The organism is Salinibacterium sp. NYA9b, assembly GCF_976973725.1.
In genome coordinates this window covers 2,674,225-2,691,011 of record NZ_OZ333476.1, presented here as the reverse complement: position 1 = coordinate 2,691,011, position 16,787 = coordinate 2,674,225, and the positions used below count along the sequence as shown (strand labels likewise).

At 54.7% G+C, this 16,787-nt stretch carries 2 protein-coding genes; both read left to right on the top strand.

Going from position 1 to position 16,787, the window contains the following annotated elements; all coding sequences use genetic code 11:
- The first annotated feature begins 699 nt into the window (after positions 1–699).
- Entirely contained in the window at positions 700–9,627 is an 8,928-nt protein-coding gene (locus ACWFSR_RS12915; protein WP_447522552.1) for an amino acid adenylation domain-containing protein, read from the top strand.
- Positions 9,627–16,787 (top strand): amino acid adenylation domain-containing protein, encoded by a 7,161-nt coding sequence (locus tag ACWFSR_RS12910; protein WP_447522551.1) that lies wholly within the window; start codon positions 9,627–9,629, stop codon positions 16,785–16,787. Before ACWFSR_RS12915 ends, ACWFSR_RS12910 begins: the two co-directional genes overlap by 1 nt.

Below are 16,787 nucleotides of genomic sequence, written 5' to 3'. Positions count from 1 at the left end.
CGTAGGCCGACATCCCTGGCCAGGGTGATATTTCGTAGAGTTCTCGCTGAAATTCCTGTCCGTGAATGTTGATGGTGGCGTGTAGATGGGGCTTCAGTTCCAAGGCATCTAGCCATCTAATGCCGACCGCGCACGATTTCAGGGCGGCTTCTGAGCGAGCCCAAATATCCCGTTCCTGCCGGTCGTTTAGGCGGTCCTCGATGTCTAACCCAATTTCGTTCACGCTTGCCACTGCTACAGCGACATGGCTCCTGGCGTAGCTGGCTGAACAAGCCACTCCAGGAACGCTAGGTTTTGGTGCTCCATGTTCGTAACTTCCACATCCTCGACACCACCGGGTAACTCCGCCTGAGTATGAACCTAGAAAGTTGCGCAAGCTCGTGTTTAGCGCCAGCTCGCCCATCGAACGCAATTCTTGATCATCAGTTTTTTTCGGCACAGTGCCGGAATATCTACTCAATTCCTTGGCCTTATTGATGCCCCGTAGTTTGTTATAGCTGTACCAATAGATATGGGCCACGGCTCCGCGCGCTTCAGAGTGAATCAAGATCGAGTGCCCCCTAAGAGCGGGTTGATTATTTATTATTTATGACTTCATTAGCTTTCGTACCACATGAAAGTGAGAAACTATCTGTAAATTTTTTCTAAATCAAACTTATGCTCGTTTAGTGTTTCGGGTCTAACGTCGTCGGGAGAAAATTGAGTGAGTCATTGCGTTTTTGGTGTTCGGCTTTGGAGGGTCTTGAGCCCGTGGAGTTGCCCACTGATCGGTCTCGACCGTTGGTGCGTTCGGGGTTGGGCGGGTCTGTTTCGTTTGTGGTTCCTTCGAGCGTCGTGGAGAGCTTGAAACGGTTGGCTCAGCAGCGTAATGCTTCGTTGTTTATGGTGGGTCTTGCTGCTTTCGAGGTCTTGCTGGCTCGGTGGAGTGGTCAGGTCGATATCGCGGTCGGGACTCCGATTGCGGGGCGCACACAGGCTGAACTCGAAGATGTTGTCGGGTTTTTTGTCAATACGCTTGTGGTGCGGGGTGATTTGGAGTCGAATCCCTCTTTCGAGGACTTTGTTGATCAGATCAGAGATGCTGCTCTCGGGGCTTATGACCATCAGGATCTTCCGTTTGATCGTGTCGTGGAGGAGTTGTCACCTGAGCGTGATTTGAGTCGGACTCCTGTGTTCCAGCACATGTTTGCGCTAAACGTCGGCAGTGAAGGCGATGACCTTGAGCTGGAACACGCGACTGTTGGATTGATGTCTGCTGAAGCCAAGAGCTCTAAGTTTGATCTGACTTTAACCTTGACCCAAGTGGCTGATGTTCTTGAAGGGAAGGTTGTCTTCGCTTCGGACTTGTTCGATACGCAGACGATGGAGCGTCTGGCGGGCCACTTTGTGAATCTCTTGACCGAAGCAGGGTCAAACCCTAAGCAGAGAGTGGGGGATATCGACTTTCTTACGGAGCGGGAGCGCCTCCAGCTAACCGTTGGGTTCAACGATACTGCGTCAAAGTTTGACGACCAGGCCTTGGTGCATGAGTTCGTGGAACGTCACGCTCGCAAAACTCCCGATGCTGTGGCGTTGTGGTTTGAAGACGAATCGATGACCTACGGGCAATTGAACTCACGGGCAAACCAGTTAGCGGTATTCCTGCGTCGTTCGGGGGTTGAATCGGAATCGTTGGTCGCTGTATGTCTTGAGCGTGGTTTTGACATGGTCGTGTCATTGCTGGCGATTTGGAAGGCTGGCGGTGCTTATGTTCCCATCGATCCTGCCTATCCTGCAGAACGCGTCGCGTTCATGATCGAGGATACCGCGGCGCAAGTTGTCTTGACTCAGTCGTCGTTGGTAGGTCTGTTTAGTGGAGCGCGTACGAACTCGATAGTTGCGCTCGATGTTGTTGCCTTGGATCTTGAAGAATTGCCGACGCGTGACCTCGACCGTCGAGGGTCGCCGACTGACTTGGCGTATGTGATCTATACCTCTGGCTCAACAGGGACGCCGAAGGGCGTCATGATCGAACACCAAGGAATCTGTTCGCTAGTCGCGTCCGATAGTTCCGTGGCGGGTATTCAAAGTAGCGACGTCATTCTTGCGGGGGCCAACTTTGCCTTCGATGCCATCGTATTTGAGCTCTGGGCGCCTCTGGTAAGTGGTGCTCAGTCTGTAATTGTGGACTCTACGGTCATGCTTAATCACGGTGAACTTGAATCTCTTATCTTGAGGAGGGGTGTTTCTGTCGCGTTCATCACAACAGCACTTTTGGCTCAGCTGGTTCAGATGCGTTCGACGGCTTTTTCGACTTTACGATGCCTTCTCTACGGTGGTGAGCGTTCAGACGGATCGCTAGTTCTCGGGCTGAGAGAAATAGACGATGGACCAAAGGAGCTTAGACATGTCTACGGTCCAACCGAAACGACAGTGTTTGCCACTCAATACTTGGTACCGGTGCAGCATGGTGCTGTAGTGCCGATTGGGCGGCCGGTGGCGAATGCTCGGGCGGTTGTGGTGGATCGGTGGGGTGGGTTGGCTCCGGTGGGGGTCGCGGGCGAGTTGCTGATTGGTGGGGCTGGTGTTGGTCGAGGCTATTTGAATAGGCCTGATCTCACTGCGGAACGGTTCGTGGATGATCCTGTGGTCAGGGGTGCGGGTCGGGTTTATCGGACGGGGGATCTTGTCCGGTGGCTGCCGGGCGGATCGTTGGAGTTCCTTGGGCGTCAGGACAATCAGGTCAAGATCCGTGGTCTGCGGATCGAGTTAGGTGAGATTGAGTCGCAGCTGATGAAGTCTCCGACGGTGTCGGCTGGCGCAGTAGTTGTTAAAGACGATGGCGCAGGTGGAAAGCGTTTAGTCGCGTACTGCGTGTCGTCGTCGGAGTCTGTCTCAGAGCTCAGGGATTGGTGTGCGCAGAAGCTCCCAGCTTTCATGGTTCCCAATGTGTTTGTTTTCCTTGATGCGCTTCCGATGACTCCCAGCGGGAAGCTTGATCGACGCGCATTGCCCGAGCCGGTAGCTTCACGAGACAGTCTCGAGGGAGAGTATGTTGCTCCGCGGAACGAGGTTGAGAGGGCTTTGGCTGAGATTTGGGCTGAGGTTTTGGGGGTGGATCGGGTTGGAGTTCACGATAACTTCTTCGCTATTGGAGGACACAGCCTCCTTGCGACCAAAGCCGTTAGTCGTGCAAACCAGTTGCTTGATATGTCTGCTTCGGTGAAGAACCTCTTCGTGACGCCGACTATTGCGGGTTATGCTCATGGCACTTTGTCTGGAGGGGTGGGGGGTGTTCCGATTGCTCGTTCAGAGCGAGTGGAGGGGGCGTTATCTTTCGCCCAGAAGCGGTTGTGGTTTCTTGATCAGTTGACGCCAGAGAGTGCGGAGTATGTGGTTCCGTTTGGCTACCAGATCTCGGGCCCTGTGAATCTTTCGGCGCTAACGAAAGCTTTTAGGAAGGTCGTTGAACGGCACCCGGTTCTGCGCACGGCGTGTGAAATTGATGCGCAGGGAGAGCCCGTTCAGCGGGTATTGGAGCCGTGGTCGGTGACCATTGATGAATTTGATCTCACCCAGGTGGCCGTGACTGACCGCGATGATCGAGTCCGGGAGGTGGTGGAAGATGCTTTCGGAATGCCCTTTGATTTGACGGCCGGGCAGCTTTTGAGGGTGCAATGGATTCATGTTGGCGTAGAGGAGGGGTATCTCTTATTCCAGATTCATCACATCGCTGTCGATGGTTGGTCAGCTGGGATCATTCTCGCGGATATTGAAGCGCTATATCGCGGTGAGATAACGGGCAACGATGTGGCGTTGTCGTCGGCACCGGTGGATTATCTTGATTTCGCGGCATGGCAACAAGACTTGTTGTCGGGCGAGTTGCTGGAGCGTCAGTTGCGTTTTTGGTGTTCGGCTTTGGAGGGGCTTGAGCCCGTGGAGTTGCCCACTGATCGGTCTCGACCGTTGGTGCGTTCGGGGTTGGGCGGGTCTGTTTCGTTTGTGGTTCCTTCGAGCGTCGTGGAGAGCTTGAAACGGTTGGCTCAGCAGCGTAATGCTTCGTTGTTTATGGTGGGTCTTGCTGCTTTCGAGGTCTTGCTGGCTCGGTGGAGTGGTCAGGTCGATATCGCGGTCGGGACTCCGATTGCGGGGCGCACACAGGCTGAACTCGAAGATGTTGTCGGGTTTTTTGTCAATACGCTTGTGGTGCGGGGTGATTTGGAGTCGAATCCCTCTTTCGAGGACTTTGTTGATCAGATCAGAGATGCTGCTCTCGGGGCTTATGACCATCAGGATCTTCCGTTTGATCGTGTCGTGGAGGAGTTGTCACCTGAGCGTGATTTGAGTCGGACTCCTGTGTTCCAGCACATGTTTGCGCTAAACGTCGGCAGTGAAGGCGATGACCTTGAGCTGGAACACGCGACTGTTGGATTGATGTCTGCTGAAGCCAAGAGCTCTAAGTTTGATCTGACTTTAACCTTGACCCAAGTGGCTGATGTTCTTGAAGGGAAGGTTGTCTTCGCTTCGGACTTGTTCGATACGCAGACGATGGAGCGTCTGGCGGGCCACTTTGTGAATCTCTTGACCGAAGCAGGGTCAAACCCTAAGCAGAGAGTGGGGGATATCGACTTTCTTACGGAGCGGGAGCGCCTCCAGCTAACCGTTGGGTTCAACGATACTGCGTCAAAGTTTGACGACCAGGCCTTGGTGCATGAGTTCGTGGAACGTCACGCTCGCAAAACTCCCGATGCTGTGGCGTTGTGGTTTGAAGACGAATCGATGACCTACGGGCAATTGAACTCACGGGCAAACCAGTTAGCGGTATTCCTGCGTCGTTCGGGGGTTGAATCGGAATCGTTGGTCGCTGTATGTCTTGAGCGTGGTTTTGACATGGTCGTGTCATTGCTGGCGATTTGGAAGGCTGGCGGTGCTTATGTTCCCATCGATCCTGCCTATCCTGCAGAACGCGTCGCGTTCATGATCGAGGATACCGCGGCGCAAGTTGTCTTGACTCAGTCGTCGTTGGTAGGTCTGTTTAGTGGAGCGCGTACGAACTCGATAGTTGCGCTCGATGTTGTTGCCTTGGATCTTGAAGAATTGCCGACGCGTGACCTCGACCGTCGAGGGTCGCCGACTGACTTGGCGTATGTGATCTATACCTCTGGCTCAACAGGGACGCCGAAGGGCGTCATGATCGAACACCACAGCCTCACACACTATATCGCTTATTTGAGTCGGACTCATGATTTGGATCGAGGTTCGTGGACCTCGCTCGTTACCGCATCGCTTGCTTACGATGCATATTTGAGGGAGCTTCTGGCGGTCCTCGTAAACGGAAGCTGCGGGATACTTACTCCGACTACGCTCGGTTTCAGCCCTAGCGAACTACTGCGTCTGGTGGAACTGCATGGGGTCTCTAAGGTTCTCAGCATCACGCCGTCAGTCTTGCGAGAGATTTTGTCTCTTGATATCCACAATAGATGGCCGATGACATTGACCTTTATGACGGGTGAATCAGGTTCGATTTTGGGAAGTCTTGGCGGCCTCGAGGGGCCAGTATTCTCATCGATTGTTCACAACTATGGTCCCACCGAGTGCACGATGACCTCGGTCGCCAACCCGATTTGGGACGCGAGTTCGGCAGACAATATTGGGCGGCCGGTGGCGAATGCTCGGGCGGTTGTGGTGGATCGGTGGGGTGGGTTGGCTCCGGTGGGGGTCGCGGGCGAGTTGCTGATTGGTGGGGCTGGTGTTGGTCGAGGCTATTTGAATAGGCCTGATCTCACTGCGGAACGGTTCGTGGATGATCCTGTGGTCAGGGGTGCGGGTCGGGTTTATCGGACGGGGGATCTTGTCCGGTGGCTGCCGGGCGGATCGTTGGAGTTCCTTGGGCGTCAGGACAATCAGGTCAAGATCCGTGGTCTGCGGATCGAGTTAGGTGAGATTGAGTCGCAGCTGATGAAGTCTCCGACGGTGTCGGCTGGCGCAGTAGTTGTTAAAGACGATGGCGCAGGTGGAAAGCGTTTAGTCGCGTACTGCGTGTCGTCGTCGGAGTCTGTCTCAGAGCTCAGGGATTGGTGTGCGCAGAAGCTCCCAGCTTTCATGGTTCCCAATGTGTTTGTTTTCCTTGATGCGCTTCCGATGACTCCCAGCGGGAAGCTTGATCGACGCGCATTGCCCGAGCCGGTAGCTTCACGAGACAGTCTCGAGGGAGAGTATGTTGCTCCGCGGAACGAGGTTGAGAGGGCTTTGGCTGAGATTTGGGCTGAGGTTTTGGGGGTGGATCGGGTTGGAGTTCACGATAACTTCTTCGCTATTGGAGGACACAGCCTCCTTGCGACCAAAGCCGTTAGTCGTGCAAACCAGTTGCTTGATATGTCTGCTTCGGTGAAGAACCTCTTCGTGACGCCGACTATTGCGGGTTATGCTCATGGCACTTTGTCTGGAGGGGTGGGGGGTGTTCCGATTGCTCGTTCAGAGCGAGTGGAGGGGGCGTTATCTTTCGCCCAGAAGCGGTTGTGGTTTCTTGATCAGTTGACGCCAGAGAGTGCGGAGTATGTGGTTCCGTTTGGCTACCAGATCTCGGGCCCTGTGAATCTTTCGGCGCTAACGAAAGCTTTTAGGAAGGTCGTTGAACGGCACCCGGTTCTGCGCACGGCGTGTGAAATTGATGCGCAGGGAGAGCCCGTTCAGCGGGTATTGGAGCCGTGGTCGGTGACCATTGATGAATTTGATCTCACCCAGGTGGCCGTGACTGACCGCGATGATCGAGTCCGGGAGGTGGTGGAAGATGCTTTCGGAATGCCCTTTGATTTGACGGCCGGGCAGCTTTTGAGGGTGCAATGGATTCATGTTGGCGTAGAGGAGGGGTATCTCTTATTCCAGATTCATCACATCGCTGTCGATGGTTGGTCAGCTGGGATCATTCTCGCGGATATTGAAGCGCTATATCGCGGTGAGATAACGGGCAACGATGTGGCGTTGTCGTCGGCACCGGTGGATTATCTTGATTTCGCGGCATGGCAACAAGACTTGTTGTCGGGCGAGTTGCTGGAGCGTCAGTTGCGTTTTTGGTGTTCGGCTTTGGAGGGGCTTGAGCCCGTGGAGTTGCCCACTGATCGGTCTCGACCGTTGGTGCGTTCGGGGTTGGGCGGGTCTGTTTCGTTTGTGGTTCCTTCGAGCGTCGTGGAGAGCTTGAAACGGTTGGCTCAGCAGCGTAATGCTTCGTTGTTTATGGTGGGTCTTGCTGCTTTCGAGGTCTTGCTGGCTCGGTGGAGTGGTCAGGTCGATATCGCGGTCGGGACTCCGATTGCGGGGCGCACACAGGCTGAACTCGAAGATGTTGTCGGGTTTTTTGTCAATACGCTTGTGGTGCGGGGTGATTTGGAGTCGAATCCCTCTTTCGAGGACTTTGTTGATCAGATCAGAGATGCTGCTCTCGGGGCTTATGACCATCAGGATCTTCCGTTTGATCGTGTCGTGGAGGAGTTGTCACCTGAGCGTGATTTGAGTCGGACTCCTGTGTTCCAGCACATGTTTGAGTTGAGGGAAGAATTCTCTACTCCCACGACACTTTTACTTTTCAATGCCGTTGCTTCGTCCGCGGATTACCTCGCGCATGCTCCCTCGAAGCTTGACATCAGTTGCACTATCGAGGCGGTGGCTGGTGTTCTTGAAGGGAAGGTTGTCTTCGCTTCGGACTTGTTCGATACGCAGACGATGGAGCGTCTGGCGGGCCACTTTGTGAATCTCTTGACCGAAGCAGGGTCAAACCCTAAGCAGAGAGTGGGGGATATCGACTTTCTTACGGAGCGGGAGCGCCTCCAGCTAACCGTTGGGTTCAACGATACTGCGTCAAAGTTTGACGACCAGGCCTTGGTGCATGAGTTCGTGGAACGTCACGCTCGCAAAACTCCCGATGCTGTGGCGTTGTGGTTTGAAGACGAATCGATGACCTACGGGCAATTGAACTCACGGGCAAACCAGTTAGCGGTATTCCTGCGTCGTTCGGGGGTTGAATCGGAATCGTTGGTCGCTGTATGTCTTGAGCGTGGTTTTGACATGGTCGTGTCATTGCTGGCGATTTGGAAGGCTGGCGGTGCTTATGTTCCCATCGATCCTGCCTATCCTGCAGAACGCGTCGCGTTCATGATCGAGGATACCGCGGCGCAAGTTGTCTTGACTCAGTCGTCGTTGGTGGGTCTGTTTAGTGGAGCGCGTACGAACTCGATAGTTGCGCTCGATGTTGTTGCCTTGGATCTTGAAGAATTGCCGACGCGTGACCTCGACCGTCGAGGGTCGCCGACTGACTTGGCGTATGTGATCTATACCTCTGGCTCAACAGGGACGCCGAAGGGCGTCATGATCGAACACCACAGCCTCACAGCTTCCATAACTGACATGAGAGCGCGCTATCGTGTTCAACCGCAAGATGTAGTCGCTCAGTTCGCGAGCTCGGTATTTGATGCATCTCTTGAGCAGCTTTTTACGGCCTTAGCGTCTCAAGCTCAATCTGTCTTGGTGGGTCTCAATGAGCGTGACCCGCACCTCCTAGTGCAACTTTTGATTCGTCGACAAGTGACAGTTCTCGAGTTGACACCAGCCGTTTGGGATATCGGTTTCGCGGATGGAGCCTTTATTCAGAGTGCGGAATTGCGGCTTCGCCTCTTGATAACAGGGGGTGACGTGCTCTCATCAGCCACTCTTGCCAAAATGCTCGAATACAACGGGGCGAGGGTGGCAAATACTTATGGACCTACTGAGACAACGATCTCAGCCACACACTGCGAGCTGTGGTCAGTACCAAGCTCTGTGCCGATTGGGCGGCCGGTGGCGAATGCTCGGGCGGTTGTGGTGGATCGGTGGGGTGGGTTGGCTCCGGTGGGGGTCGCGGGCGAGTTGCTGATTGGTGGGGCTGGTGTTGGTCGAGGCTATTTGAATAGGCCTGATCTCACTGCGGAACGGTTCGTGGATGATCCTGTGGTCAGGGGTGCGGGTCGGGTTTATCGGACGGGGGATCTTGTCCGGTGGCTGCCGGGCGGATCGTTGGAGTTCCTTGGGCGTCAGGACAATCAGGTCAAGATCCGTGGTCTGCGGATCGAGTTAGGTGAGATTGAGTCGCAGCTGATGAAGTCTCCGACGGTGTCGGCTGGCGCAGTAGTTGTTAAAGACGATGGCGCAGGTGGAAAGCGTTTAGTCGCGTACTGCGTGTCGTCGTCGGAGTCTGTCTCAGAGCTCAGGGATTGGTGTGCGCAGAAGCTCCCAGCTTTCATGGTTCCCAATGTGTTTGTTTTCCTTGATGCGCTTCCGATGACTCCCAGCGGGAAGCTTGATCGACGCGCATTGCCCGAGCCGGTAGCTTCACGAGACAGTCTCGAGGGAGAGTATGTTGCTCCGCGGAACGAGGTTGAGAGGGCTTTGGCTGAGATTTGGGCTGAGGTTTTGGGGGTGGATCGGGTTGGAGTTCACGATAACTTCTTCGCTATTGGAGGACACAGCCTCCTTGTGACCAAAATAACGAGCAAAGTGCGAGAAGCATTGAATATATCGATGGTGGTGTCCGATGCGTTTCTAGCGCCGACAGTCTCGCGCTATAGCGCGGTAGTTATCGAGCGATATACGGAAAATACCAATAAGGGGAAAAATTAATGACCAGCGTCATTGACCAGATTGCAGCAAAACTGTCTGGAGGGGTGGGGGGTGTTCCGATTGCTCGTTCAGAGCGAGTGGAGGGGGCGTTATCTTTCGCCCAGAAGCGGTTGTGGTTTCTTGATCAGTTGACGCCAGAGAGTGCGGAGTATGTGGTTCCGTTTGGCTACCAGATCTCGGGCCCTGTGAATCTTTCGGCGCTAACGAAAGCTTTTAGGAAGGTCGTTGAACGGCACCCGGTTCTGCGCACGGCGTGTGAAATTGATGCGCAGGGAGAGCCCGTTCAGCGGGTATTGGAGCCGTGGTCGGTGACCATTGATGAATTTGATCTCACCCAGGTGGCCGTGACTGACCGCGATGATCGAGTCCGGGAGGTGGTGGAAGATGCTTTCGGAATGCCCTTTGATTTGACGGCCGGGCAGCTTTTGAGGGTGCAATGGATTCATGTTGGCGTAGAGGAGGGGTATCTCTTATTCCAGATTCATCACATCGCTGTCGATGGTTGGTCAGCTGGGATCATTCTCGCGGATATTGAAGCGCTATATCGCGGTGAGATAACGGGCAACGATGTGGCGTTGTCGTCGGCACCGGTGGATTATCTTGATTTCGCGGCATGGCAACAAGACTTGTTGTCGGGCGAGTTGCTGGAGCGTCAGTTGCGTTTTTGGTGTTCGGCTTTGGAGGGGCTTGAGCCCGTGGAGTTGCCCACTGATCGGTCTCGACCGTTGGTGCGTTCGGGGTTGGGCGGGTCTGTTTCGTTTGTGGTTCCTTCGAGCGTCGTGGAGAGCTTGAAACGGTTGGCTCAGCAGCGTAATGCTTCGTTGTTTATGGTGGGTCTTGCTGCTTTCGAGGTCTTGCTGGCTCGGTGGAGTGGTCAGGTCGATATCGCGGTCGGGACTCCGATTGCGGGGCGCACACAGGCTGAACTCGAAGATGTTGTCGGGTTTTTTGTCAATACGCTTGTGGTGCGGGGTGATTTGGAGTCGAATCCCTCTTTCGAGGACTTTGTTGATCAGATCAGAGATGCTGCTCTCGGGGCTTATGACCATCAGGATCTTCCGTTTGATCGTGTCGTGGAGGAGTTGTCACCTGAGCGTGATTTGAGTCGGACTCCTGTGTTCCAGCACATGTTTGCGCTAAACGTCGGCAGTGAAGGCGATGACCTTGAGCTGGAACACGCGACTGTTGGATTGATGTCTGCTGAAGCCAAGAGCTCTAAGTTTGATCTGACTTTAACCTTGACCCAAGTGGCTGATGTTCTTGAAGGGAAGGTTGTCTTCGCTTCGGACTTGTTCGATACGCAGACGATGGAGCGTCTGGCGGGCCACTTTGTGAATCTCTTGACCGAAGCAGGGTCAAACCCTAAGCAGAGAGTGGGGGATATCGACTTTCTTACGGAGCGGGAGCGCCTCCAGCTAACCGTTGGGTTCAACGATACTGCGTCAAAGTTTGACGACCAGGCCTTGGTGCATGAGTTCGTGGAACGTCACGCTCGCAAAACTCCCGATGCTGTGGCGTTGTGGTTTGAAGACGAATCGATGACCTACGGGCAATTGAACTCACGGGCAAACCAGTTAGCGGTATTCCTGCGTCGTTCGGGGGTTGAATCGGAATCGTTGGTCGCTGTATGTCTTGAGCGTGGTTTTGACATGGTCGTGTCATTGCTGGCGATTTGGAAGGCTGGCGGTGCTTATGTTCCCATCGATCCTGCCTATCCTGCAGAACGCGTCGCGTTCATGATCGAGGATACCGCGGCGCAAGTTGTCTTGACTCAGTCGTCGTTGGTAGGTCTGTTTAGTGGAGCGCGTACGAACTCGATAGTTGCGCTCGATGTTGTTGCCTTGGATCTTGAAGAATTGCCGACGCGTGACCTCGACCGTCGAGGGTCGCCGACTGACTTGGCGTATGTGATCTATACCTCTGGCTCAACAGGGACGCCGAAGGGCGTCATGATCGAACACCAAGGAATCTGTTCGCTAGTCGCGTCCGATAGTTCCGTGGCGGGTATTCAAAGTAGCGACGTCATTCTTGCGGGGGCCAACTTCGTTTTCGATGCCGCTGTGTACGAGTTCTGGGGTGCGTTGACCCAAGGTGCCTCTATGGTCATTGGTTCGGAGCGAATGTTGCTTGATGGCGATGCTGTACGCGATCTCGTTAAGGTCCGCCGAGTGACTCAAATGTTCGTGACTCCGATCTTGTTGGCGCCTCTTTACCGGGCGGGAGCGTTCGATGCTCTTCGTGCAGTTGTTTTTGGAGGCGAAGCTGCCGATCCTGCTTTAGTTCGCGATATGAGCCTTGCACTTCCGGGCTGCGCATTCGTCAACGCGTATGGGCCTTCTGAATTTTCCGTAATGGCTACTGTGTTTGAGATCGGGAGCGGTTGGAGTGGTGGTGCTGTAGTGCCGATTGGGCGGCCGGTGGCGAATGCTCGGGCGGTTGTGGTGGATCGGTGGGGTGGGTTGGCTCCGGTGGGGGTCGCGGGCGAGTTGCTGATTGGTGGGGCTGGTGTTGGTCGAGGCTATTTGAATAGGCCTGATCTCACTGCGGAACGGTTCGTGGATGATCCTGTGGTCAGGGGTGCGGGTCGGGTTTATCGGACGGGGGATCTTGTCCGGTGGCTGCCGGGCGGATCGTTGGAGTTCCTTGGGCGTCAGGACAATCAGGTCAAGATCCGTGGTCTGCGGATCGAGTTAGGTGAGATTGAGTCGCAGCTGATGAAGTCTCCGACGGTGTCGGCTGGCGCAGTAGTTGTTAAAGACGATGGCGCAGGTGGAAAGCGTTTAGTCGCGTACTGCGTGTCGTCGTCGGAGTCTGTCTCAGAGCTCAGGGATTGGTGTGCGCAGAAGCTCCCAGCTTTCATGGTTCCCAATGTGTTTGTTTTCCTTGATGCGCTTCCGATGACTCCCAGCGGGAAGCTTGATCGACGCGCATTGCCCGAGCCGGTAGCTTCACGAGACAGTCTCGAGGGAGAGTATGTTGCTCCGCGGAACGAGGTTGAGAGGGCTTTGGCTGAGATTTGGGCTGAGGTTTTGGGGGTGGATCGGGTTGGAGTTCACGATAACTTCTTCGCTATTGGAGGACACAGCCTCCTTGCGACCAAAGCCGTTAGTCGTGCAAACCAGTTGCTTGATATGTCTGCTTCGGTGAAGAACCTCTTCGTGACGCCGACTATTGCGGGTTATGCTCATGGCACTTTGTCTGGAGGGGTGGGGGGTGTTCCGATTGCTCGTTCAGAGCGAGTGGAGGGGGCGTTATCTTTCGCCCAGAAGCGGTTGTGGTTTCTTGATCAGTTGACGCCAGAGAGTGCGGAGTATGTGGTTCCGTTTGGCTACCAGATCTCGGGCCCTGTGAATCTTTCGGCGCTAACGAAAGCTTTTAGGAAGGTCGTTGAACGGCACCCGGTTCTGCGCACGGCGTGTGAAATTGATGCGCAGGGAGAGCCCGTTCAGCGGGTATTGGAGCCGTGGTCGGTGACCATTGATGAATTTGATCTCACCCAGGTGGCCGTGACTGACCGCGATGATCGAGTCCGGGAGGTGGTGGAAGATGCTTTCGGAATGCCCTTTGATTTGACGGCCGGGCAGCTTTTGAGGGTGCAATGGATTCATGTTGGCGTAGAGGAGGGGTATCTCTTATTCCAGATTCATCACATCGCTGTCGATGGTTGGTCAGCTGGGATCATTCTCGCGGATATTGAAGCGCTATATCGCGGTGAGATAACGGGCAACGATGTGGCGTTGTCGTCGGCACCGGTGGATTATCTTGATTTCGCGGCATGGCAACAAGACTTGTTGTCGGGCGAGTTGCTGGAGCGTCAGTTGCGTTTTTGGTGTTCGGCTTTGGAGGGGCTTGAGCCCGTGGAGTTGCCCACTGATCGGTCTCGACCGTTGGTGCGTTCGGGGTTGGGCGGGTCTGTTTCGTTTGTGGTTCCTTCGAGCGTCGTGGAGAGCTTGAAACGGTTGGCTCAGCAGCGTAATGCTTCGTTGTTTATGGTGGGTCTTGCTGCTTTCGAGGTCTTGCTGGCTCGGTGGAGTGGTCAGGTCGATATCGCGGTCGGGACTCCGATTGCGGGGCGCACACAGGCTGAACTCGAAGATGTTGTCGGGTTTTTTGTCAATACGCTTGTGGTGCGGGGTGATTTGGAGTCGAATCCCTCTTTCGAGGACTTTGTTGATCAGATCAGAGATGCTGCTCTCGGGGCTTATGACCATCAGGATCTTCCGTTTGATCGTGTCGTGGAGGAGTTGTCACCTGAGCGTGATTTGAGTCGGACTCCTGTGTTCCAGCACATGTTTGCGCTAAACGTCGGCAGTGAAGGCGATGACCTTGAGCTGGAACACGCGACTGTTGGATTGATGTCTGCTGAAGCCAAGAGCTCTAAGTTTGATCTGACTTTAACCTTGACCCAAGTGGCTGATGTTCTTGAAGGGAAGGTTGTCTTCGCTTCGGACTTGTTCGATACGCAGACGATGGAGCGTCTGGCGGGCCACTTTGTGAATCTCTTGACCGAAGCAGGGTCAAACCCTAAGCAGAGAGTGGGGGATATCGACTTTCTTACGGAGCGGGAGCGCCTCCAGCTAACCGTTGGGTTCAACGATACTGCGTCAAAGTTTGACGACCAGGCCTTGGTGCATGAGTTCGTGGAACGTCACGCTCGCAAAACTCCCGATGCTGTGGCGTTGTGGTTTGAAGACGAATCGATGACCTACGGGCAATTGAACTCACGGGCAAACCAGTTAGCGGTATTCCTGCGTCGTTCGGGGGTTGAATCGGAATCGTTGGTCGCTGTATGTCTTGAGCGTGGTTTTGACATGGTCGTGTCATTGCTGGCGATTTGGAAGGCTGGCGGTGCTTATGTTCCCATCGATCCTGCCTATCCTGCAGAACGCGTCGCGTTCATGATCGAGGATACCGCGGCGCAAGTTGTCTTGACTCAGTCGTCGTTGGTAGGTCTGTTTAGTGGAGCGCGTACGAACTCGATAGTTGCGCTCGATGTTGTTGCCTTGGATCTTGAAGAATTGCCGACGCGTGACCTCGACCGTCGAGGGTCGCCGACTGACTTGGCGTATGTGATCTATACCTCTGGCTCAACAGGGACGCCGAAGGGCGTCATGATCGAACACCAAGGAATCTGTTCGCTAGTCGCGTCCGATAGTTCCGTGGCGGGTATTCAAAGTAGCGACGTCATTCTTGCGGGGGCCAACTTTGCCTTCGATGCCATCGTATTTGAGCTCTGGGCGCCTCTGGTAAGTGGTGCTCAGTCTGTAATTGTGGACTCTACGGTCATGCTTAATCACGGTGAACTTGAATCTCTTATCTTGAGGAGGGGTGTTTCTGTCGCGTTCATCACAACAGCACTTTTGGCTCAGCTGGTTCAGATGCGTTCGACGGCTTTTTCGACTTTACGATGCCTTCTCTACGGTGGTGAGCGTTCAGACGGATCGCTAGTTCTCGGGCTGAGAGAAATAGACGATGGACCAAAGGAGCTTAGACATGTCTACGGTCCAACCGAAACGACAGTGTTTGCCACTCAATACTTGGTACCGGTGCAGCATGGTGCTGTAGTGCCGATTGGGCGGCCGGTGGCGAATGCTCGGGCGGTTGTGGTGGATCGGTGGGGTGGGTTGGCTCCGGTGGGGGTCGCGGGCGAGTTGCTGATTGGTGGGGCTGGTGTTGGTCGAGGCTATTTGAATAGGCCTGATCTCACTGCGGAACGGTTCGTGGATGATCCTGTGGTCAGGGGTGCGGGTCGGGTTTATCGGACGGGGGATCTTGTCCGGTGGCTGCCGGGCGGATCGTTGGAGTTCCTTGGGCGTCAGGACAATCAGGTCAAGATCCGTGGTCTGCGGATCGAGTTAGGTGAGATTGAGTCGCAGCTGATGAAGTCTCCGACGGTGTCGGCTGGCGCAGTAGTTGTTAAAGACGATGGCGCAGGTGGAAAGCGTTTAGTCGCGTACTGCGTGTCGTCGTCGGAGTCTGTCTCAGAGCTCAGGGATTGGTGTGCGCAGAAGCTCCCAGCTTTCATGGTTCCCAATGTGTTTGTTTTCCTTGATGCGCTTCCGATGACTCCCAGCGGGAAGCTTGATCGACGCGCATTGCCCGAGCCGGTAGCTTCACGAGACAGTCTCGAGGGAGAGTATGTTGCTCCGCGGAACGAGGTTGAGAGGGCTTTGGCTGAGATTTGGGCTGAGGTTTTGGGGGTGGATCGGGTTGGAGTTCACGATAACTTCTTCGCTATTGGAGGACACAGCCTCCTTGCGACCAAAGCCGTTAGTCGTGCAAAGCAACGGGGCGTTGATGTGTCTCTAGGGGCCCTTATGGTTCGAAGCACAATAAGTGGTGTTCTCGCAGTCGAAGCAAATTCCAGCCGGATTATCGATCTGCTTACGCGCACAAACCCCTCTCTGGGGCGGCCAGCGCTTGTATGCATCCACCCGAGCGGTGGCTCATCCCACTGGTTCAAGGACATCGCGACTCAACTCGAAGGTACTCTCGACGTCTACGGTGTCCGCGCAAGGGGCATGCTAGAGGGGGAGCCTTATCGTGACAGCATTGCTGGCTTAGCGGCGGACTACATACACGAAATCGAGTGCCTACTGAACGGGCGGAAGGTCATATTGCTTGGGTGGTCGCTCGGGGCGACTATTGCACACCACATGGCATTCATTAACGCCGGTCTATTCCGAGACATAATTCTCCTAGAACCCGCGTCCGTAAGCTCGCATGAGAATAGTCGCTTTGAACACTACGCATCTGCCTATGAGGAAGCTGCACAAATTGTGGCCCAGCGGGGCTTGTCGCTTTCAAGTGCGAAGCGCCTACGGGAACTGTCCGCGGATCTAGAAGTTCCAAGTGAAATGGTAGGTACCGGTGAATGGCTTCCGTTTGGCGCACTGGGTGGTCTCGTGAAGGCAGTCGCCAGTCATGTGCCGTCAATTGTGCAGTCAAAAGGGAACTTAATCACGAGCGAAGATCTGGGTTTAGGGACATCAACAGTCACGGATTTTGAACTTTACGATTACGTTGACTGGTGGGGACAACGTTTCGCTGAAACCGTAATTCATCAACAAGTCGCCGCCAGCCACCTTGACATGGTGACCGACCCGCGTGCCATCGAGGTCATAATTTCGGTAATACTAGCCATAACGGAAGAGGCATGA

What these genes read in the sequence shown, in the direction of transcription:
- ACWFSR_RS12910 (WP_447522551.1), top strand. Translation starts at nt 9,627, where the DNA reads ATGACCAGCGTCATTGACCAGATTGCAGCAAAACTGTCTGGAGGGGTG.